The sequence below is a fragment of the Pseudomonas chlororaphis subsp. chlororaphis genome (assembly GCF_003945765.1).
Lineage (GTDB): Bacteria > Pseudomonadota > Gammaproteobacteria > Pseudomonadales > Pseudomonadaceae > Aquipseudomonas > Aquipseudomonas chlororaphis.
This window is the reverse complement of the sequence record NZ_CP027712.1, coordinates 514,852-535,497: the sequence shown is the minus strand read 5'-3', so window position 1 is coordinate 535,497 and position 20,646 is coordinate 514,852. Positions and strand designations below refer to the sequence as shown.

General features: G+C 65.7%; 21 protein-coding genes. 17 read left to right on the top strand and 4 right to left on the bottom strand.

Translation table 11 applies throughout. The features are described from left to right. Window positions 1–72: 72 nt before the first annotated feature. From C4K27_RS02380 to C4K27_RS02305, 16 genes are read left to right on the top strand one after another with little or no spacing between them, the layout of a single operon-like run. Window positions 73–807 carry a glycosyltransferase family 2 protein gene (locus C4K27_RS02380; protein WP_053259377.1) on the top strand — a complete coding sequence of 245 codons (735 nt, stop codon included), beginning with the start codon at window positions 73–75 and terminating at the stop codon, window positions 805–807. Next, window positions 804–1,757, top strand: a complete 954-nt coding sequence (locus tag C4K27_RS02375; protein ID WP_053259376.1) for a lysophospholipid acyltransferase family protein — start codon at window positions 804–806, stop codon at window positions 1,755–1,757. Before C4K27_RS02380 ends, C4K27_RS02375 begins: the two co-directional genes overlap by 4 nt. Next, window positions 1,738–3,282 carry an HAL/PAL/TAL family ammonia-lyase gene (locus C4K27_RS02370; protein ID WP_053259375.1) on the top strand — a complete coding sequence of 515 codons (1,545 nt, stop codon included), beginning with the start codon at window positions 1,738–1,740 and terminating at the stop codon, window positions 3,280–3,282. The genes C4K27_RS02375 and C4K27_RS02370 overlap by 20 nt, the downstream gene beginning before the upstream one ends. After that, window positions 3,275–3,700, top strand: a complete 426-nt coding sequence (locus C4K27_RS02365) for an acyl-CoA thioesterase (protein ID WP_053259374.1) — start codon at window positions 3,275–3,277, stop codon at window positions 3,698–3,700. The genes C4K27_RS02370 and C4K27_RS02365 overlap by 8 nt, the downstream gene beginning before the upstream one ends. After that, window positions 3,697–4,437: an outer membrane lipoprotein carrier protein LolA gene (locus tag C4K27_RS02360; RefSeq protein ID WP_238437464.1), complete on the top strand. Its 741-nt coding sequence runs from the start codon at window positions 3,697–3,699 to the stop codon at window positions 4,435–4,437. Before C4K27_RS02365 ends, C4K27_RS02360 begins: the two co-directional genes overlap by 4 nt. Then, a complete protein-coding gene (locus tag C4K27_RS02355; RefSeq protein WP_053259372.1) occupies window positions 4,421–6,760 on the top strand; it encodes an MMPL family transporter in 2,340 nt (779 codons plus the stop codon). Before C4K27_RS02360 ends, C4K27_RS02355 begins: the two co-directional genes overlap by 17 nt. Continuing rightward, window positions 6,757–7,932 carry a cation:proton antiporter gene (locus tag C4K27_RS02350; protein ID WP_053259371.1) on the top strand — a complete coding sequence of 392 codons (1,176 nt, stop codon included), beginning with the start codon at window positions 6,757–6,759 and terminating at the stop codon, window positions 7,930–7,932. The genes C4K27_RS02355 and C4K27_RS02350 overlap by 4 nt, the downstream gene beginning before the upstream one ends. After that, the gene (locus C4K27_RS02345) at window positions 7,919–9,166 is read left to right on the top strand and encodes an NAD(P)/FAD-dependent oxidoreductase (RefSeq protein WP_007925815.1); all 1,248 of its coding nucleotides are present in this window, start codon (window positions 7,919–7,921) and stop codon (window positions 9,164–9,166) included. Before C4K27_RS02350 ends, C4K27_RS02345 begins: the two co-directional genes overlap by 14 nt. After that, window positions 9,163–9,909, top strand: a complete 747-nt coding sequence (locus C4K27_RS02340) for a class I SAM-dependent methyltransferase (RefSeq protein ID WP_053259370.1) — start codon at window positions 9,163–9,165, stop codon at window positions 9,907–9,909. The genes C4K27_RS02345 and C4K27_RS02340 overlap by 4 nt, the downstream gene beginning before the upstream one ends. Then, window positions 9,906–10,391, top strand: coding sequence for a DUF3261 domain-containing protein (locus C4K27_RS02335; protein ID WP_053259369.1), 486 nt, complete (start codon window positions 9,906–9,908; stop codon window positions 10,389–10,391). The genes C4K27_RS02340 and C4K27_RS02335 overlap by 4 nt, the downstream gene beginning before the upstream one ends. After that, window positions 10,388–11,584, top strand: coding sequence for a beta-ketoacyl-[acyl-carrier-protein] synthase family protein (locus C4K27_RS02330; protein WP_053259368.1), 1,197 nt, complete (start codon window positions 10,388–10,390; stop codon window positions 11,582–11,584). The genes C4K27_RS02335 and C4K27_RS02330 overlap by 4 nt, the downstream gene beginning before the upstream one ends. Then, complete coding sequence (locus tag C4K27_RS02325; protein ID WP_053259367.1) at window positions 11,581–12,054, top strand: hotdog family protein; 474 nt, start codon at window positions 11,581–11,583, stop codon at window positions 12,052–12,054. The genes C4K27_RS02330 and C4K27_RS02325 overlap by 4 nt, the downstream gene beginning before the upstream one ends. Further along, the gene (fabG, locus tag C4K27_RS02320; RefSeq protein WP_007925825.1) at window positions 12,051–12,779 is read left to right on the top strand and encodes a 3-oxoacyl-ACP reductase FabG; all 729 of its coding nucleotides are present in this window, start codon (window positions 12,051–12,053) and stop codon (window positions 12,777–12,779) included. Before C4K27_RS02325 ends, fabG begins: the two co-directional genes overlap by 4 nt. After that, window positions 12,779–14,008, top strand: coding sequence for a beta-ketoacyl-ACP synthase (locus C4K27_RS02315; RefSeq protein WP_009041833.1), 1,230 nt, complete (start codon window positions 12,779–12,781; stop codon window positions 14,006–14,008). Before fabG ends, C4K27_RS02315 begins: the two co-directional genes overlap by 1 nt. A gap of 23 nt (window positions 14,009–14,031) precedes the next feature. Further along, window positions 14,032–14,478: a hypothetical protein gene (locus C4K27_RS02310; RefSeq protein ID WP_009041832.1), complete on the top strand. Its 447-nt coding sequence runs from the start codon at window positions 14,032–14,034 to the stop codon at window positions 14,476–14,478. Window positions 14,479–14,519: 41 nt separating this feature from the next. Continuing rightward, the gene (locus C4K27_RS02305) at window positions 14,520–14,966 is read left to right on the top strand and encodes a hypothetical protein (RefSeq protein ID WP_007925830.1); all 447 of its coding nucleotides are present in this window, start codon (window positions 14,520–14,522) and stop codon (window positions 14,964–14,966) included. Window positions 14,967–15,052: 86 nt separating this feature from the next. On the opposite strand, the gene C4K27_RS02300 is transcribed toward C4K27_RS02305, so the two are convergent. Then, window positions 15,053–15,946 (bottom strand): LysR family transcriptional regulator, encoded by an 894-nt coding sequence (locus tag C4K27_RS02300; RefSeq protein WP_053259366.1) that lies wholly within the window; start codon window positions 15,944–15,946, stop codon window positions 15,053–15,055. Window positions 15,947–16,067: 121 nt separating this feature from the next. Between C4K27_RS02300 and C4K27_RS02295 the strand changes: the two genes are divergently transcribed. Continuing rightward, window positions 16,068–17,336 carry an MFS transporter gene (locus C4K27_RS02295; RefSeq protein ID WP_053259365.1) on the top strand — a complete coding sequence of 423 codons (1,269 nt, stop codon included), beginning with the start codon at window positions 16,068–16,070 and terminating at the stop codon, window positions 17,334–17,336. 90 nt (window positions 17,337–17,426) lie between these two features. Here C4K27_RS02295 and C4K27_RS02290 read toward each other — a convergent pair whose 3' ends face one another. The 3 genes from C4K27_RS02290 to C4K27_RS02280 all read right to left on the bottom strand — a co-directional run bounded on the left by C4K27_RS02290 (window position 17,427) and on the right by C4K27_RS02280 (window position 20,620). After that, window positions 17,427–17,774 (bottom strand): YgiW/YdeI family stress tolerance OB fold protein, encoded by a 348-nt coding sequence (locus C4K27_RS02290; protein ID WP_007925834.1) that lies wholly within the window; start codon window positions 17,772–17,774, stop codon window positions 17,427–17,429. Window positions 17,775–17,906: 132 nt separating this feature from the next. Continuing rightward, the gene (hemE, locus tag C4K27_RS02285; protein ID WP_053259364.1) at window positions 17,907–18,974 is read right to left on the bottom strand and encodes a uroporphyrinogen decarboxylase; all 1,068 of its coding nucleotides are present in this window, start codon (window positions 18,972–18,974) and stop codon (window positions 17,907–17,909) included. Window positions 18,975–19,201: 227 nt separating this feature from the next. Beyond that, window positions 19,202–20,620 (bottom strand): FAD-dependent oxidoreductase, encoded by a 1,419-nt coding sequence (locus C4K27_RS02280; protein WP_007925837.1) that lies wholly within the window; start codon window positions 20,618–20,620, stop codon window positions 19,202–19,204. Between the last annotated feature and the right edge of the window lie 26 nt (window positions 20,621–20,646).

The window sequence follows — 20,646 nt, the reverse complement described above, 5'->3', positions numbered from 1 at the left end:
CCCAGCGGCTTTTTGTAGCCGCTGCCGAAGGCTGCGGTCGGCCGCGCAGCGGACGCCCGGGAGGCAACTCCCATGCATAACCCTTGCGCCGTGATCCCGGTCTACAACCATGAAGCCGCCGTGCCGGCGGTGGTCGATGCCCTGCTCGCCAGCGGCCTGCCCTGTGTGCTGGTGGACGACGCCAGCAGCCCGGCCTGCGCCGCCGTGCTGGAACAGCTGGCCGAGCGCGAACAGGTATTCCTGGTCAAGCTTGCGGTCAACCAGGGCAAGGGCGGCGCGGTCATGGCCGGGCTGCGCGAAGCCTCGCGCCTGGGTTTCAGCCACGCCCTGCAAGTGGACGCCGACGGCCAGCACGATCTGCGCGATGTGGATAACTTTATCGCCACCTCCCGCACCCACCCCGAAGCGCTGGTCTGCGGTTATCCACAGTACGACGCCAGCGTGCCCAAGGGCCGTTTTTACGCGCGCTACCTGACCCACGTCTGGGTCTGGATCAATACCCTGTCGTTGCAGATCCCCGACTCCATGTGCGGCTTCCGGGTCTACCCCCTGCCGCCCATCCTGGCGCTGATCGACTCGGTGAAGATCGGCCAGCGCATGGATTTCGACACCGATATCCTGGTGCGCCTGTCCTGGCGCAACCAGCCGATGCGCTGGTTGCCGACCCAGGTCCGTTACCCGGCGGATGGCCTTTCGCACTTTCGCCTGTTCCACGACAACCTGCTGATTTCCAGCATGCACGCCCGGCTGTTCTTCGGTATGTTGCTGCGCGCGCCGCTGATCCTCTGGCGACGGTGGCAAGCATGACGGTGCTACACGACAAGCAGGACAAGCAACATTGGGCCGAGCACAAAGAGCGCGGCAGCTTCTGGCTGATGAAGCTCACCGCCTTCGGCGTGCGCGTGCTCGGCCGCCGGGTGTTGAGCCCGGTGCTGTACATCATCGTGTTCTATTTCTTCCTGTTCGGCCGCGGTGCCCGTCGCAGCGCCTGGTTGTACCAGCAGCGCCTGGCCGACTGGAGCGGCAAGGCCGAACTGCGTCCCAGCCACTGGCGGGTATTCGGCCAGTTCATGGCATTCGCCGATTCCCTGCTGGACAAGCTCGACGTGTGGAACGGCAAGCTGCGCCTGGAACAGATCGAGATCGTCGACCCGGCCCGGCTGCGCGACCAGTTGCGCGGCACCCGCGGACAGATGCTGGTGGGCGCGCACCTGGGCAACCTGGAAGTCTGCCGCGCCCTGGCCGAGCTGGGCGAAAAGGTCACCATGAACGTGCTGGTGCACACCAAGCACGCCGAGCGTTTCAATCGCCTGCTGGGCGAGGCCGGGGCCACCAACCTGCGGCTGATCCAGGTCAGCGAGCTGGATCCGGCGGTCATGTTGCAACTGAGCCAGCGCCTGGATCGCGGCGAATGGCTGGCGATTGCCGGCGACCGTGTACCGCTGCATGGCGGACGCAACGTACGGGTGGATTTCCTCGGCCATCCGGCCCCTTTCCCACAAGGGCCGTGGCTGCTGGCGGGCCTGCTGAAATGCCCGGTCAACCTGCTGCTGTGCCTGAAAAACAATGGCCGCTATCGAGTGTTCCTCGAACCCTTCACCGAGGCCGTGGCGTGGAAGCGCAGCGACCGCGAACAGGTCATCGCCCAGTGGACTGCCCGCTACGCCGAGCGCCTGGGCCAGTACTGCCTCGAAGCGCCCCAACAATGGTTCAACTTTTACCCTTTCTGGAAGACCGATGATGACGCATCCGCTTGAGCCGGTAACCTTCGGCGAACTCCCTTTGCGCATCGAAGACGTGCTGGCCCTGGCCAACCGTCAGGCGCCGACCCGACTGCAAGGCGACAGCGCATTCCGCCAGCGCATCGCCAAGGGCGCGCAATTCCTCGATTCGCTGCTGGACAAGGAAGGCGTGATCTACGGCGTGACCACCGGCTATGGCGACTCCTGCGTGGTCGCGGTGCCGCTGCAGCACGTCGAGGCGCTGCCCCGTCATCTGTACACCTTCCACGGCTGTGGCCTGGGCAAGCTGCTGGACGCGCAAGCCACCCGCGCGGTACTGGCGGCGCGCTTGCAGTCGCTGTGCCATGGTGTGTCCGGGGTGCGCGTGGAACTGCTGGAGCGCCTGCAGGCGTTCCTCGAACACGACATCCTGCCGCTGATCCCCGAAGAAGGCTCGGTGGGCGCCAGTGGCGACCTGACGCCGTTGTCCTACGTGGCCGCGACCCTGTCCGGCGAGCGTGAGGTGATGTTCCGCGGCGAGCGCCGGACCTCGGCCGAGGTGCACCGCGAGCTGGGCTGGGAGCCGCTGGTGCTGCGCCCGAAAGAAGCCCTGGCACTGATGAACGGCACCGCGGTGATGACCGGCCTGGCCTGCCTGGCCTTCGCCCGCGCCGACTACCTGCTGCAACTGGCCACGCGCATCACCGCGCTGAACGTGGTCGCCTTGCAGGGCAACCCGGAGCACTTCGACGAGCGCCTGTTCGCCGCCAAGCCACACCCGGGGCAGATGCAAGTCGCCGCCTGGCTGCGCCAGGACCTGGCCATCGACGCGCCGACCGCGCCGTTGCACCGCCTGCAGGACCGCTACTCGCTGCGTTGCGCGCCCCATGTGCTGGGCGTGCTGGCCGACAGCCTGGGCTGGCTGCGCGGTTTTATCGAGACCGAGCTGAACAGCGCCAACGACAACCCGATCATCGACGCCGAAGCCGAGCGTGTGCTGCACGGCGGGCACTTCTACGGCGGGCATATCGCCTTCGCCATGGACAGCCTGAAGAACCTGGTGGCCAACGTCGCCGACCTGCTGGACCGCCAGCTCGCGCTGCTGGTGGACGAGCGCTACAACCACGGTCTGCCGAGCAACCTGTCCGGCGCCCCGGCGGACCGCGCCATGATCAACCACGGCTTCAAGGCGGTGCAGATCGGCACCAGCGCCTGGACCGCCGAGGCGCTGAAAAACACTATGCCGGCCAGCGTATTCTCGCGCTCCACCGAATGCCACAACCAGGACAAGGTGAGCATGGGCACCATCGCCGCCCGCGATGCAATCCGCGTGCTGGAGCTGACCGAACAGGTCGCCGCCGCTACCCTGCTGGCCGCCAACCAGGGCGTCTGGCTGCGCGGCCGGGCCGAGGACGCGCGGCCGTTGCCGCCGGCCCTGGCCGCCATGCACCAAGAGCTGGCCAAGGACTTCCCGCCGGTGATCGAGGACCGCGCCCTGGAAGGCGAACTGCGCCTGTGCCTGCAACGCATTGCCGAGCAACACTGGAGGCTGCATGCGTAGTCGGGGCGTGTTGCACGCGGACACCGAGATCCAGGTGCCGTTTTTCGACGTCGACACCATGCATGTGGTCTGGCACGGGCATTACGTGAAGTACCTGGAAGTGGCGCGCTGCGCCCTGCTCGACAAGCTCGGCCACAACTACCAGCAGATGCGCGATTCCGGCTACGCCTGGCCGGTGATCGACCTGCAACTGCGTTATGTGCGCGGCGCGGTGTTCGGCCAGAAGCTCAGGGTCCGCGCCAGCCTGGTGGAGTGGGAAAACCGCCTGAAGATCAACTACCTGATCAGCGACCTGGAAACCGGCGAACGCCTGACCCGCGCCAGCTCGGTGCAGGTGGCGGTGGAGATCGCCAGCCGCGAGATGCAACTGGCCTCGCCCAAGGTGTTTGTGGACGCCGTTACGAAGGCTCTGTCATGAGCCCGATCTTGTGCCTTCGTAACCTCTGTAGCCGCTGGCGCAGCCTGCGATCGGCTGCGCAGCAGCCGCAAAACCTGAGCCCACGATGCCAGGCCGATAACGCCGGGCGCCCGCTACACAATCGATCGCAGCCAGGCGGCAGCGGCTACAGGTTGTTGGGCTTGTTGTTGGCGCTCGGCTTCAGCTCGTTGGCCAATGCCTTCGACCTGCAACAGCTCAGCGACCAGTTGGCCAAGCCCGAGGTGATCCACGGCAGCTTCGTCCAGGAGAAACACCTGCGCGCCCTGCCCCAGCCGCTGACCAGCAAGGGCAGCTTCGTCCTGGCGAAAAACCATGGCCTGCTGTGGCTGCTGAAAACACCGCTGCAACAGGACTACCGCATCACCGGCCAAGGCATCGCCCGCCGGGAGGGCAGCGGCTGGCAAATGCTGCCGAACAAGAGCGCCGGGGCCGAACAGAACCGCCTGTTCCTCGCCGTGCTGCAAGGCGACAGCAGCGGCCTGCAACGGGACTTCGAGCTGGCCCTGGCCGGCGACGCCAAGGCCTGGAAACTGACCCTGACCCCACGTTCGCTACTGCTCAAGCAGGTGTTCAACCAGATCAACATCGACGGTGGCGAACTGGTGCAGCGCATCGAGCTGCTGGAAACCCAGGGCGACAGCACCGTGCTGAAGATGCACGACAGCATCAGCAACCAGCCTTTGAGCGACGCGGAGCAACATGACTTTGCCGAGTGAACGCTGGTGGCCGCGGCTGTTCCTGCTCCTGCTGGTGGCCGTGCTGGCCCTGGCCGGCTGGCAATGGCGTCATGGCGCGCCGCTGTCGGCCAACCTCATGGAGCTGGTGCCGGGCACCGACCCCGATGCCCTGGAGCTCAAGGCCGAGCAACGCATGCAGGAGCCGCTGAACCGCGAAATGCTGGTGCTGGTGGGTCACGCCGAACGCCAGCAGGCCATCGCCATGGCCCAGCGCCTGGGTGAGCAATGGCAGGCCAGCGGGCTGTTCGAGAAGGTCCAGTGGAACCTGCAGGCCGACCTGCCGACGCTGCGCACGCAATTGCTGCAAGGGCGCCTGGCGATGCTTGGCGCCGCCGACCGCCAGCAGTTGATCGAGCACCCCGACGCTTTTATCCAGCAACGCGTCCAGGCGCTGTTCGACCCCTTCAGCAGTTTCAGCCTGGTCCCGAGCCAGGACGACTGGCTGGGCCTGACCGGACGCATCCAGAACAGCCAGCCGCAACGTGGCGCGGTGCAACTGGACATCGGCAGCGGCACCCTGGTCGCCGATGCCGACGGCAAGAGCTGGGTGCTGCTGCGGGCGCGCACCACCGGCAACGCGTTCGACATGCAGCTGCCGCTGCAGGTGGCGGCCCTGCTCCAGCACAGCCGCGAACAGGCCGCCGAGGCCGACGTCCAGTTGCTGGCCGCCAGCGGCCTGCTCTACGCCGCCAACGGCCAGCAACAGGCCTCCCGCGAGATCACCTGGGTCGGCGGCGGCGCCACCGTCGGCATCCTCCTGCTGCTGTTGCTGGCTTTCCGGCGCTGGCGGGTGTTGCTGGCGTTCGTGCCGGTGCTGGTGGGCATGCTGTTCGGCGCGGTGGCCTGCGTCGCCCTCTTCGGCCATATGCACGTGATGACCCTGGTGCTGGGTTCGAGCCTGATCGGCGTCGCCGTCGACTACCCGCTGCACTACTTGTCCAAGAGCTGGAGCCTGCGTCCCTGGCACAGCTGGCCGGCGCTGCGCCTGACCCTGCCAGGGCTGAGCCTGAGCCTGGCCACCAGTTGCATCGGCTACCTGGCATTGGCCTGGACACCGTTCCCGGCCCTGACCCAGATCGCCGTGTTCTCCGCCGCCGGGCTGCTGGGTGCTTACCTGAGCGCGGTGTGCCTGTTGCCGGCGCTGCTGCGCGGCGTCGAGCTGCAACCGGCGCAATGGCCGCTGCGCGTGGCCGAGTGGCTGCTGAACCTGCGCACCCAGTTGCTCAAGCGCGTGTCCAGCCCCTGGCTGATGGCGCTGGTGATCGCCTTCTGCGCCGGTGGCCTGTGGCAGCTGGAGAGCAAAAACGATATCCGCCAGTGGATCGGCGCGCCGCCACAACTGCTCAACGAAGCCCAGGCCATCGCGCGGATCACCGGCTACCAGCCCACCAGCCAGTTCTTCCTGGTGCGCGGCGCCGATCAGCCACAGCTGCTCGAACGCCTCGGCGCCCTGAGCGAGCGCCTGGAGCAACTGGTCAACCTGGAGAAACTCCAGGGCTACCTGTCGCTCAACCAGCTGGTGAGCCTGCCCAGCGAGCAACAGCGCCTGCGCCAGGCCCTGGACGAGCTGCCGCGGCACTGGCAGCCGCTGCTGGATCTCGGAGTACCGGTGGCGGCCCTGAACGCGGAACTCGCGCAATTGCGCGCGCTGCCCAGCGAAGACATCGACGCGGCCCTGCAAGGCCCGCTGGCCGAGCCTTACCGCACCCTGTGGCTGGGCCCCACCGATAACGGTGTGGCGGCCATGGTCAGCCTGCAGGGGCTGAACAACCCGCAGTTGCTGCGGATACAGGCGCAGGATCTGCCGGGGGTACAACTGGTGGACCGCCTGGGCGACCTGAACCAAGTGTTCGCCGCCACCCAGGTCAGCGCCGCCGAGCTCAAGCTCGCCTCCTGCGGGCTGATCGTCTTGCTGCTGATCCTGCCGTTCGGCCTCGGCGGCGCCCTGCGCCTGGTCGCCCTGCCGCTGCTGGCGGCCCTGTGCAGCCTCGCCAGCCTGGGCTGGCTGGGGCAACCGCTGACCCTGTTCAGCCTGTTCGGCCTGTTGCTGGTGACCGCCATCAGCGTCGACTACGCCATCCTCATGCGTGAACAGGTCGGCGGGGCCGCCGTGAGCCTGCTCGGCACCTTACTTGCAGCGCTGACCACCTGGCTGTCGTTCGGCCTGCTGGCGATTTCCAGCACCCCGGCGGTCAGCAACTTCGGCTTGTCGGTGAGCCTGGGCCTGGCCTTCAGTTTTATCCTGGCGCCCTGGGCCGGTCGCCAGCGCCATCGCCAGCCCGTTACGGAGCCCGTCCTGTGATGACCGCCCTGTTCTGGCTCATGGCGCTGCTGCTGTTCGCGCTCGCCACCCGTATCGGCAGCCGTTTTGGCCTGATCCCGATCGTCAGCCAGTTGCTGCTGGCGACCTTCGGCCTGCCGCTGCTGATGCTGCTCTGGATCGAGCCGCACTGGCAGCTGAGTGGCGCCCAACTGGTCTCGCCGGTCTGGCTGAAGAACCTCTACGGCTTGAGTTTCGCCCTGCTGCTGGGACATATCCTCAGCGACGTGATCGACCTGCGCCTGGACCGCCAGAGCCTGAAGATCGCCCTGCCGAGCTTCGCCATTCCCTTCGCCTGTGGCCTGGCCACGGCGGTCTGGCTGTTGCCGACGCAACCCTGGCTGAGCTCCCTGGCGGTCGGCCTGCTGTTCGCCATTACCGCGATTCCGGTGCTGTACCTGTACCTGCGGCACATCGACTACCCGCCGCTGGCCACCCGGCGCCTGGTACAGACCGCGATCCTCATCGACCTCAGTTGCTGGACCCTGTTCGGCATCGCCCAGGGCAGCCTGCACCTGAGCAGCCTGCTGCTACCGCTGGCCGGAGCCTGCCTGCCGCTGCTCCTGCGCGGCCTCGGTCTGCGCCAACCGCTGCTGCACAGCCTGGGTTTCTTCGGCCTGCTGGTGGTGGCCGAGCACTACAAGCTCAACGCGCTGATTTTCGGCATCGGCTACCTGCTGTGCATGGCCGCCCTCAAGGTGCCGCTGGTGCTGCCGTTAAAGGCAGCCTGGATGAGCCGTTTGCAGACCTTTATCGCCATCCCGCTGATCCTTACGTTCGGCATCGTGCAGATCAACGTGCACAGCGCCATGGACAGCCTCGGCTGGGTACAGCTGGGGGCCTTGCTGCTGTTGCCGATTGCCAGCAAGCTGCTCGGCAACTGGCTCGGCCTGGGCTGGGCCGGCGCCTCCTTCAAGGGCGCCAGCCGCTGGCGGGAAAGCCTGCTGCTGAACATTCGCGGGCTGAGCGAGATCGTCTTTCTCAACCTGCTGCTGCAACAACAGCTGATCAGCCCGGCGCTGTACTTCGCGCTGATGCTCATGGGCCTGATCGCCACCCTGATGCCGGCCCTGGCCGGGCTGCACCGAACACCTTTGGTCCCTTTGAATCAGAACATCGCCGAACCGGCAAGGAGCCCCAGTGCCAACAGTTGAAATGGAACGCCGCCAGATTGTGGTGATCGGCGCTGGCCCATCGGGCGCCATCGCCGCCGCGCTGCTCAAGGGCAAAGGCCACGACGTGCTGATCGTCGAGCGCCAGCATTTCCCACGGTTTTCGATCGGTGAAAGCCTGCTGTCCCACTGCCTGGATTTCGTCGAAGAGGCCGGCATGCTCGAGGCGGTCAACGCCGCGGGCTTCCAGCGCAAGAACGGCGCCGCGTTCGCCTGGGGCGAGCGCTACAGCGCTTTTGATTTCGGCGACACCTTCAGCGAGGGCAAGCCCACCACCTTTCAGGTGCAACGCGCCGACTTCGACAAGCTGCTGGCCGATCAGGCCGCCCTGCAAGGCGTTGAAGTGCGTTATGGCGAGGCCATCGTCAGCGCCGACTTCAACTTGGCCAGGCCGCAGCTGCAGGTGCTGCGCGAAGACGGCAGCGAGTACCGCGTGGAAGCGGACTTCGTCCTCGACGCCAGTGGCTACGGCCGCGTACTGCCACGCCTGCTGGACCTGGAGGCGCCCTCGAACTTCCCGGTCCGCCAGGCGGTGTTCACCCACATTGAAGACCGTATCGACAGCCCGGCCTTTGAGCGGGAAAAGATCCTCATCACCACTCACCCCAGCAAACGCGATGTGTGGTTCTGGACCATCCCGTTCAGCAACGGCCGCTGCTCGGTCGGCGTGGTGGCGGCCAAGGAGCATTTCGACGGCCGTGGCGACGACCTGGACCAGTGCCTGCGCGGTTTCATCGAGGAAACCCCGAGCCTGGCCAAGGTCCTGCACAACGCCGTCTGGGACACCCCGGCGCGGGCCATCGGCGGCTACTCGGCCAACGTCAAGACCCTGCACGGCCCGGGCTTCGCACTGCTGGGCAACGCCGCGGAATTCCTCGACCCGGTGTTCTCCTCCGGCGTGACCATCGCCATGCGTTCGGCGAGCATGGCCGCCGCCGTGCTGCATCGGCAGTTGCAGGGCGAAAGCGTGGATTGGGAAAGCGAATTCGCCACCCCCCTCAAGCGCGGCGTCGACACCTTCCGCTGCTACGTCGAAGGCTGGTACGCCGGCACCTTCCAGGACGTGATCTACCACCCGGGCAGCTCGCCGGAAATTCGCCGGATGATCAGTTCGATCCTCGCCGGTTATGCCTGGGACGAACGCAACCCGTTCGTCAGCGAACCCAAGCGCCGGCTGCGCATGCTCTCGGAAATCTGCGCCATGGAGGCTCCATGAGCGACGCCCAGCCGCAGTACCTGAGCGCCAGCTACGTCGAGGAAACCCGCTTCGGCTTCTGGTTCCTGCGCAGCCATACCTGGCAGCACCATGTGCTGCGGGTGGCGATCAACGACCTGCGCCGCCTGTTCGACAACCAGCCGCCGAGCAACCCGGTACTGCTGGATGCCGGCTGCGGCCAGGGCAAGTCGTTCCAGTACCTGCGCCAGGTGTTCGCCCCGCGGCGCCTGATCGGCCTGGACGCCGACCCGCACAGCCTCAGGCTCAGCAGCGAAGAAGCGGAGCGCCAGGGCTTGCAGGTCGAGCTGATCGGCAGCGACTGCGCGACCCTGGACGTGGCCGATGCCAGCGTCGATCTGCTGTTCTGCCACCAGACCTTTCACCACCTGGTGGAACAGGAAAAGGCCCTGGCCGAGTTCTATCGCGTGCTCAAGCCGGGCGGTTACCTGCTGTTCGCCGAATCCACCGAGGCCTACATCGACACCTGGGTGATCCGCTGGCTGTTCCGCCACCCGATGCACGTGCAGAAAAGCGCCGCGCAGTACCTGGAAATGATCCGTCGACAGGGTTTTGAATTCACCCCGCGCAATGTGTCTTATCCCTATCTGTGGTGGAGCCGTGCCAAGGATTTCGGGCTGCTCGAACGCTTCGGCCTGCGTCGCCCGAAGCCCTTTGGCCAACGGGAAGAAACCCTGGTCAATGTGGTTGCCCGCAAACCCCTGCACGAAGGTGCCGCTGGATGATCCGTGCCCTGCTCGTCGGCTGCCTGCTGTTGCTGAGCGCCTGCGCCAGCCAGCCGCCGCTGCCCGAGAAAACCCCGAGCCTGGCCCTGCCGCTGCAACTGCACGTCGAGCGGCAACAGGCCGGGCAGCGCCAGGACTGGCTGCTGGTGATCCAGGCCGAAGGGTCGGGCATCCGTTGGTCGCTGATCGACCCGCTGGGCATTCCCCTGGCGCGCCAGCAACTGATCGCCGGTCGCTGGCAGGCCGACGGCCTGTTGCCGCCGAACCCGGAGGCCCGCGAACTGTTCGCCGCATTGCTGTTCGCCCTGACGCCCGCGGGCGAACTGCGAGATAATTATCCAGCCGCCCGGCAGCACGGCGCGCAGCGTGACCTCGTCCCGCACTGGCAGGTCCGCTATCGCCAGGCTCTGGATTTCCGTCTGGAGTTGCCTCGTGGCTTGCACTACCACATCAGCCCGCTGACCGCCGAGAACGCCTCATGACGGCCTACCTGAATGCCCTCGGGGTGATCTGTGCCCTTGGGCGCGACAAGCAGCAAGTGGCCCGCAGCCTGTTTGCCGGCGACTGCTCCGGCATGCGCGCCGAAGCCGGCTGGGTGCCGGAGCGCAGCGTGCCCGTCGCCGCCGTCCAGGGGCCGCTGGCGAGCATTCCGCCGCCGCTGAGGCAGCAGGGCAGCCGCAACAACCAGCTGCTGCTGGAGGCCGCCCAGCAGATCCGTGGCGACATCGACCGGGCCATCGCCCGCTACGGCCACAGCCGCATCGGTATCGTCCTCGGCACCAGCACCTCGGGCATCGACGAAGCCAGCCGCGGCATTGCCCATTACCTGCGCGACCGGCACTTCCCGGCCGACTACGACTACCACCAGCAGGAACTCGGCGCGCCGGCGAATTTTCTCGCCGACTGGCTCGACCTCAGCGGCCCGGCCTATGTGATCTCCACCGCCTGCACCTCCAGCGCCCGGGCGCTTATGAGCGCCCGCCGCCTGCTCGACCTGGGCCTGTGCGACGCGGTGCTGTGCGGTGGCGTCGACAGCCTGTGCAAGCTGACCCTCAACGGATTCTCGGCCCTGGAGGCGGTGTCCGCGCAGCGCTGCAATCCGTTCTCGGTCAACCGCGACGGCATCAATATCGGCGAAGCCGCCGTGCTGTTCCTGATGAGCAAGGAAACCCTCGGCGCGCAACCGATCGCCTTGCTCGGCGGCGGCGCCAGCTCCGACGCGCACCATATTTCCGCCCCCGAACCCAGTGGCCGCGGCGCCCTGCAAGCCATGCAGAAGGCCTTGCACAACGCCGGCCTGCACGCCGCACAGATCGGCTACCTGAACCTGCATGGCACGGCCACCCAGCACAACGACGCCATGGAAAGCCTGGCGGTCGACCAGTTGTTCCCGGCCGGTGTGCCTTGCTCGTCGACCAAACCCATGAGCGGCCATACCCTGGGCGCCGCCGGGGCCCTGGAAGCGGCGTTCTGCTGGCTGAGCCTGTCCAGCGACAACGCCGCACATGCCCTGCCGCCCCATGTCTGGGACGCCCAGGCCGACCCGCAACTGCCGCAGCTGCATTGGGTCACCGCCACCACACGTCTGGAGCAGAACGCTCCGCGCTGCCTGATGAGCAACTCCTTTGCCTTCGGCGGCAACAACGTCAGCCTGATTATCGGAGACGCCCCATGATTGACTGGCCGCTCGCCGAACTGCTGCCCCACGCGGGCGACATGATCCTGATCGATCAGGTCCTGGGGTTCGATGAAGAGCAGATCCGCACCCGCCTCACCGTCAAGCCCGATGGCCTGTTCAACCGTGCCGACGGCAGCCTGCCGGCCTGGGTCGGCATCGAGCTGATGGCCCAGAGCGTCGCCGCCTACGCCGGTTGCCATGCGCGCCAGAAAGGCCAGGCTGTCGAGCTGGGGTTCCTGCTCGGCACGCGCAAGTTCGAATGCAATGTGGAACACTTCCCCGCCGGCAGCGAACTGCAGATTCACGCCTTGCGCTCCCTGCAAGACGACAACGGCATGGGCGTATTCGAATGCCACCTGAGTGCCCCTGGCATTCAGGCCGTCGCCCGCCTCAACGTGTTCTGTCCGCCACAGGCGGACAGCTACCTGAACGAATCATCCGCTTTATCAACAGGAGTCCAGCCATGACTGAATCCATATTGGTCACCGGCTCCAGCCGTGGTATCGGCCGTGCCATCGCCCTGCGCCTGGCCCAGGCCGGCTATGACCTGATCCTGCATTGCCGCAGTGGCCGCGGCGAAGCCGAGGCCGTGCAGGCCGAAGTCGAGGCCCTGGGGCGCCAGGCGCGCATCCTGCAATTCGATGTGACCGACCGCGCCAGCTGCAAGGCCGCTCTCGAAGCCGACGTGGAAGCCCATGGCGCCTACTACGGCGTGGTGCTCAACGCCGGCCTGACCCGCGACGGCGCGTTCCCGGCCCTGAGCGAAGACGACTGGGACACCGTGCTGCGTACCAACCTCGACGGTTTCTATAACGTGCTGCACCCGCTGATCATGCCGATGATCCGGCGCCGCGCGGCCGGGCGCATCGTCTGCATCGCCTCGGTGTCCGGGCAGGTCGGCAACCGTGGCCAGGTCAACTACAGCGCTTCCAAGGCCGGCCTGATCGGCGCGGCCAAGGCCCTGGCCATCGAGCTGGGCAAACGCAAGATCACCGTCAACTGCGTGGCGCCAGGCTTGATCGACACCGCCATGCTCGACGAGAACGTGCCGGTGGACGAGCTGCTGAAGATGATCCCGGCCCAGCGCATGGGCACCCCGGAGGAAGTCGCCGGCGCGGTGAACTTCCTGATGTCCGCCGAGGCCGCCTACATCACCCGCCAGGTGCTGGCGGTCAACGGAGGCCTGGTCTGATGAAACGTGTGGTCGTCACCGGCATGGCCGGCATCACTTCGCTGGGCAGCGACTGGGACACCATCGTCGCCAACTTCGGCGCCAACCGCAGCGGCATTCGCCGGATGGACGAATGGGATCGCTTCAGCGAGCTCAATACCCGCCTGGCCGGCCCCGTGGACGACTTCAAGGTACCGGCGCACTGGACCCGCAAACAGCTGCGCAGCATGGGCCGGGTGTCGCGGCTCGCGGTGGGTGCCGCCGAGCAAGCCCTGGCCGATGCCGGCCTGCTGGGCGACGAGTCGATCAAGGATGGGCGCATGGGCGTGGCCTGTGGCTCGTCCACCGGCAGCACCGACGAGATCAAGGCATTCGGCAACATGTTGCTGAACTCGGTGGCCGAAGGCCTCAACGCCAACTCCTACGTGCGCATGATGCCGCACACCACCGCGGCCAATATCAGCATCTTCTTCGGCCTCACCGGCCGGCTGATCCCGACGTCCAGCGCCTGCACCAGCGGCAGCCAGGGCATCGGCTACGCCTATGAGGCGATCAAGTTCGGCCGCCTGCCGCTGATGCTCGCCGGCGGCGCCGAAGAACTGTGCCCGACCGAAGCCATGGTGTTCGACGCGCTCTACGCCACCAGCCTGAAAAACGATGCCCCGCACACCAGCCCGCGACCCTACGACAGCGACCGCGACGGCCTGGTGATCGGCGAGGGCGGCGGCATGCTGGTGCTCGAAGAGCTGGAGCACGCCCTGGCCCGTGGCGCGCATATCCATGCCGAGATCGTCGGCTTCGGCAGCAACGCCGACGGCCAGCACACCACCCGTCCGGAGCAGGCCACCATGCGCCGCGCCATGGAGCTGGCCCTGGAAGACGCCAGCCTCGAGCCTTCGGCCATCGGTTACGTCAACGGCCACGGCACCGCTACAGAACAGGGCGACATTGCCGAAACACTGGCCACCAGCAGCCTGTTCGGCAGCCGGATGCCCATCAGTTCGCAGAAGAGTTTCCTCGGCCACACCCTGGGAGCCTGTGGCGCGCTGGAGTCCTGGTTCAGCATCGAGATGCTCAACCGCGACCTCTACGTGCACACCCTCAACCTCGACACGGTGGACCCGCGTTGCGGCGAGCTGGATTACCTGCGCGGCGAATTCCGGCAGATGAGCTGCGAGTACGTGATGAACAACAACTTTGCCTTTGGCGGCGTCAACACTTCGCTGATTTTCCGCCGCTGGCCTCAATGACGTTACCCCTCGGAGAAAATGGAATGTCTTCCCTGCTTCGCGCATGCCTGATCGTGCTGGCCCTGCTGACCTGTGTCTCGTGCACCAGCAAGCGCATGTACACCCCGGACCGGGTCCTGCCCGCCACCCTCAAGGCCGACCACGAGGAAATGAAACAGGCGATCCTGAAAAACCTGGTCGCCCGCAAGTGGACGGTGCAGCGCATCAGCCCGGAGCTGATCCAGGCCGAGATCACCGTGCGCGAGCAGTACCACGTGGAAATCGACATCCAGTACACACCGACTCACTACAAGATCCTCTACCGCGACAGCCGTGGCATGAACTACGCGGACGGCAAGATCCACAAGAACTACATCCGCTGGGTGCGCCTGCTGGACAAGGGCATCCTGCGCGAGCTGAAGGACAACCAGAACGAACGGACCGCGCAACAGCTGTCCAGCTCGGCCCAGGCGATTGCCGCGCCTAATTGAGCGCCAACCGCCGCCCCCCTTTCTATGTCAAGGAGACCACCATGCAACTGAAGACCCTGGCCGCTGCCGCCACCCTGCTGCTCTGCACCCTGCCCGGCGTCAGCCAGGCCCGTGATACCGCGCTGTACCTGCCGTTCGACAAGGTCGTCGCCGAAGCCATCAGCACCGGCAAGATCGACGGCAGCGTGAAGTTCTACCTGGCCGGCAACAAGCCAGCCGGCAAGGTCACGGTGGTCAGCGCCGGCGCGGTCACCAACAAGAAGACCAATGCCTTCAACAAGAGCGACGAAGTGGCCTGCGAATGGGTCCTGCAATCGGCGCTGATCACCCTGCACCAGGCAGCCAAGAAAGTCGGCGCCAATGCCGTGACCGACATCGCCAGCTTCTACAAGAGCAACGAGCGCAAGGACGCGAAAACCTACGAATGCCACGCGGGCGCCCTGATGGCAGGCGTCGCGCTGCGCGGCGACCTGGCGAAGGTGGAGTAAGGCGCCTGCCGGTGAAATCGGCATGACCTGATCCACAGTTTCCATCCCCCGGAAACGACAAAGGGCGCCTTTCGGCGCCCTTTCACTTACAACTCCGCCTTGCGGGTCAGCAGTTCGACAAAGGCCTTGGCCATTGGCGAGCGCTGGTCGGTGCGCTGCGCCAGCCACACCGCCGAGACCGCCTCGGGGTCGAGCAGCGGTCGGTAGACCACGCCGTCGATGCGCATGCGCTGGTAGGACGCCGGCAACACCGAGACACCCAGCCCCGCCGCCACCAGGCCGATGATGGTCATGGCCTCGCCCGCTTCCTGGGCAAAGTGCGGGGTGAAGCCGACATCCCGGGCCAGGGTCAGCAACTGCGCGTACAGGCCGCTGCCGTAGCTGCGCGGGAAGAACACGAAGGGCTCGTGGGCCAGGGCCGACAGCGCCAGGCCGGCTTCGCTGCCGGCCACCAGCGAGTGCTTGGAACTCAGCACCGCCACCAGCGGCTCGCGCAGCAACTCCACCACGCTCAGGGAATCCGGCAGCGGCAACGGCCGCATGATGCCGACCTGGATCGACTCGTCCAGCAGCGCCTCGGCCACCTGGGTGCTGCTCATCTCGCGCAGCTTCAGGTGCACGTCGGGAAAACGCTGGCGAAAGGCGAAGATCGCCTGGGGGATGCTCGAGTTGAAGGGTGCCGACGAGGTGAAGCCGATCTTCAGTTCACCCAGCTCACCCAACTGCGTCCGGCGGGCCACATCCGCGGCCTTGTCGACCTGGGCCAGCACCTGTCGTGCCTCATCGAGGAACAGCCTGCCGGCCTCGCTGAGCTCGACCCGACGATTGGTACGCTCGAACAAACGCGCGCCGACCTCCTGCTCCAGCACCTGGATCTGCTGGCTCAAGGGCGGCTGGGAGATGCCCAGGACCTGGGCGGCGCGGCCGAAATGCAGCTCTTCGGCCACCGCGATGAAGTAACGCAGGTGACGCAATTCCATGATCGCCTCATTAGGTCGTAAAACATATCAATCAGGTCGAACAATATATTGGAAAGAAACATTAGCCAGCTATATGCTTTTTTCCATTGCCTGACCGGCTGCGCTCCCCCCGAGGTCCCCCGTGAAAACCGCTGTCGCTCCACTCGCCCACGAACTCCCTCCCACCGCCCTCGATGGGGTCGTCGCGCAACTGAACGAGGTCTACATCGAAAAAGGCACGCCGATGTTCATGCGCACGGTGCTGGCGCTGTTCTCCGGCGGTTTCGCCACCTTCGCCCTGCTCTACTGCGTGCAACCGATGATGCCGCTGCTGTCCCGGGAATTTTCCATCAACGCCGCGCAGAGCAGCCTGATCCTCTCGGTCGCTACCGGCCTGCTGGCTGTCGGTCTGCTGGTCACCGGACCGATTTCCGACCGCATCGGCCGCAAACCAGTGATGGTGGCCGCCCTGTTCGCCGCCGCGCTGTGCACCATTGCCAGCGCCCTGATGCCGAGCTGGCACGGCGTGTTGCTGATGCGCGCGCTGGTGGGGCTGTCCCTGAGCGGCCTGGCGGCGGTGGCGATGACCTACCTGAGCGAGGAGATCCACCCGCAGCACATCGGCCTGGCCATGGGCCTGTACATCGGCGGCAACGCCATCGGCGGCATGAGCGGACGCCTGATCACCGGGGTACTGATCGACTTCGTCAGCTGGCACACGGCGATGCTGGTGATCGGTGGCCTGGCGCTGATCGCGGCGGCGGTGTTTTGGAAAATCCTCCCCGAATCGCGCAACTTCCGCGCCCGCTCGCTGCACCCGCGCAGCCTGCTGGAAGGCTTCGTCATGCACTTTCGCGACGCCGGCCTGCCGCTGCTGTTCCTCGAAGCCTTCGTGCTGATGGGCGCGTTCGTCACGCTGTTCAACTACATCGGCTATCGCCTGCTGGCCGCGCCGTATCACATGGATCAGGCCTTCGTCGGCCTGCTGTCGGTGGTGTACCTGTCGGGGATCTACAGCTCGGCGAAAATCGGTGCCCTGGCCGACCGCCTGGGGCGGCGCAAAATGCTCTGGGCCACCATCTCGCTGATGCTCGCCGGCCTCGCCCTGACCATGCTCAGCGCGTTGCCGGTGGTGATCATCGGCATGCTGATCTTCACGTTCGGCTTCTTCGGCGCCCACTCGGTCGCCAGCAGCTGGATCGGCCGGCGCGCCCTCAAGGCCAAGGGCCAGGCCTCATCGCTGTACCTGTTCAGCTATTACGCCGGGTCGAGCATCGCCGGGACGGCGGGCGGGGTGTTCTGGCACATGGCCGGGTGGAACGGCATCGGCCTGTTTATCAGCGCCCTGCTGGTGGTGGCGCTGCTGGTGGCGTTGAAGCTGGCCAAACTGCCGCCATTGGCCACTCGGTAGTCACAAACCAACATGCCGGCGACCAACCCCCGCGATCCATACGCAGGGGCCGGTCGCCGGCATGGCGATAGCTGAAGACTGTCGATCGGCTTACTTGACGATCTCCACCAGGTCGACGTCGATCTCACGCTTCATCAACCCCTTCTCGACCTCACCGGTCAGCCTGACCTGGGTCTTCTCGTTGAACGCCACTGGCGGCAGGTCTTCGTCGTCGATCTCGACGGTGATGGTGCCGCTGGCATCCTTGAATTCGTACTTGTCGTCATTGTTCAGCTTCTTGACCACATGGCCCTGCAACACCACCGGCGTATCGTCCGCGGCATCGTTGGCCGCCGCGACGCTGGTGACGGCCTGGGCGCCAGGACCGGTGTAGCCGACAGCCAGGGCGGCGGTGCTGAACAGCGGAGCGAGCAACAGAACGAGGTAACGGGTTTTCATGGCAGTGATCCAATGTGGGTTTCGATAGCGCCAGATTAACCAGTCAGGCTGAATTGAAACTTAATCCGCCAGGCCGTTTCCCGGGCGCAAAAAAAAGCCCGGCAAAAGCCGGGCCTGGTTATCGGGTCGCGATCACTGGTGATACTGCGCCGACAGTTCGTGCACCGCGCGCAGGAAAGCGCCGGCGTGCTCCGGGTCGACTTCCGGGGTGATGCCGTGGCCAAGGTTGAACACATGGCCGCTGCCCTTGCCGTAGCTGGCGAGGATCCGCCCGACTTCGGCACGGATCGCTTCCGGCTTGGCGTAGAGCACGGTCGGGTCCATGTTGCCTTGCAGGGCGACTTTGTTGCCGACCCGTCGGCGCGCTTCGCCGAGGTCGCAGGTCCAGTCCAGGCCCAGGGCGTCGGCACCGGCGTCGGCAATGCTTTCCAGCCACAGGCCGCCGTTCTTGGTGAACAGGATCACCGGCACCTTGCGCCCTTCGTGCTCGCGGATCAGGCCGCTGACGATCTTGCGCATGTAGGCCAGGGAGAACTCCTGGTAGGCCGCCGCCGACAGGTTGCCGCCCCAGGTGTCGAAGATCTGCACCGCTTGCGCGCCGGCCTTGATCTGGCCGTTGAGGTAGCTGGTGACCGACTGCGCCAGCTTGTCCAGCAGCAGGTGCATGGCTTGCGGGTTGTCATAGAGCATCGCCTTGGTCTTGCGGAAGTCCTTCGACGAGCCGCCTTCGACCATGTAGGTGGCCAGGGTCCAGGGGCTGCCGGAGAAGCCGATCAATGGCACGCGGCCGTTGAGCTCGCGGCGGATGGTGCTGACCGCGTCCATCACGTAGCCCAGGTCCTTGTGCGGATCCGGGATCGACAGGGCCTCGATATCGGCCAGGGTGCTGACGACCTTCTTGAAACGCGGGCCTTCGCCGGTTTCGAAGTACAGGCCCTGGCCCATGGCGTCGGGGATGGTCAGGATGTCGGAGAAGAGGATGGCCGCATCCAGTTGTGGATAACGGTCCAGCGGTTGCAGCGTGACTTCGCAGGCGAACTCCGGGTTCATGCACAGGCTCATGAAGTCACCGGCGTTGGCACGGCTGGCGCGGTATTCAGGCAGGTAGCGCCCAGCCTGACGCATCATCCACACCGGGGTGACGTCTACGGGTTGCTTGAGCAGGGCACGAAGGAAACGGTCGTTCTTCAGGGCAGTCATGTCGGCATCCGGAAAAAAAGTGCGGGCATTTTCTCAGAGCGCGACGCAAAAGGCACGGCGAGAGCCGTGCCTTTTATCTATCGGGTCAATTTGTCGCGGACTACATCGGCTAATTCTGCGTTGATTCGGCCGGCCTCTTCGCGGGTAAGCCTCGCTCCTACAGGTCCGGTGGCATTCCTGTAGGAGCGAGGCTTGCCCGCGAATGGAGCGACGCCGATCAAGCAGATTTACACGCCCAGGTAGTCGAGGATCCCTTCGGCGGCGTTGCGGCCTTCGAAGATCGCCGTCACCACCAGGTCGGAACCGCGCACCATGTCGCCACCGGCGAAGATCTTCGGGTTGCTGGTCTGGTGCTTGTACTGGCCCTGTTCCGGCGCCACGACGCGGCCCTGGCTGTCAGTCTGGATGCTGAACTGCTCGAACCACGGCGCCGGGCTCGGGCGGAAACCGAAGGCGATGACCACGGCGTCGGCCGGGATGACCTCTTCGGAACCCGGGATCGGCTCGGGGCTGCGACGGCCACGGGCGTCCGGCTCGCCGAGACGGGTCTCGACCACCTTCACGCCTTCGACCTTGTCTTCGCCGACGATGGCGATCGGCTGGCGGTTGTAGAGGAACTTCACACCTTCTTCCTTGGCGTTCTTCACCTCTTTGCGCGAGCCCGGCATGTTCGCCTCGTCACGACGATAGGCACAGGTCACCGCCTTGGCGCCCTGGCGGATCGACGTGCGGTTGCAGTCCATTGCCGTGTCGCCGCCACCGAGGACCACGACCTTCTTGCCCTTCATGTCGACGAAGTCTTCCGGCGACTTTTCAAAGCCCAGGTTGCGGTTGACGTTGGCGATCAGGAAGTCCAGCGCGTCGTGCACGCCCGGCAGGTCCTCACCGGCAAAGCCGCCCTTCATATAGGTGTAGGTGCCCATGCCCATGAATACCGCATCGTATTCTTCGAGCAGTTGCTCCATGGTCACGTCCTTGCCCACCTCGGTGTTGAGGCGGAACTCGATGCCCATGCCGCTGAAGACTTCGCGACGATTGCTCAGCACGGTCTTTTCCAGCTTGAACTCGGGGATGCCGAAGGTCAGCAGGCCGCCGATTTCCGGGTTCTTGTCGAACACCACCGGGGTCACGCCACCGCGTACCAGCACGTCGGCGCAGCCCAGGCCCGCCGGGCCCGCGCCGATCACCGCGACCCGCTTGCCGGTCGGCTTGACCTTGGACATGTCCGGGCGCCAGCCCATGGCGAAGGCGGTGTCGGTGATGTACTTCTCCACCGAACCGATGGTCACCGCGCCGAAGCCGTCGTTGAGGGTGCAGGCACCCTCGCACAGACGATCCTGCGGGCACACCCGGCCGCAGACTTCCGGCAGGGTGTTGGTCTGGTGCGACAGCTCGGCGGCGGCGAGGATGTTGCCCTCGGCCACCAGCTTGAGCCAGTTGGGAATGAAGTTGTGCACCGGGCACTTCCATTCGCAGTACGGGTTACCGCAACCCAGGCAGCGGTGGGCCTGGTCGGCCGACTGCTGGGGTTTGAAGGGCTCGTAGATCTCCACGAACTCTTTCTTGCGTTGACGCAACAGTTTCTTCTTCGGATCCTTGCGCCCGACCTCGATGAACTGGAAGTCATTATTCAGACGTTCAGCCATAGTTAAAACCTCATCAAACTCTTCAG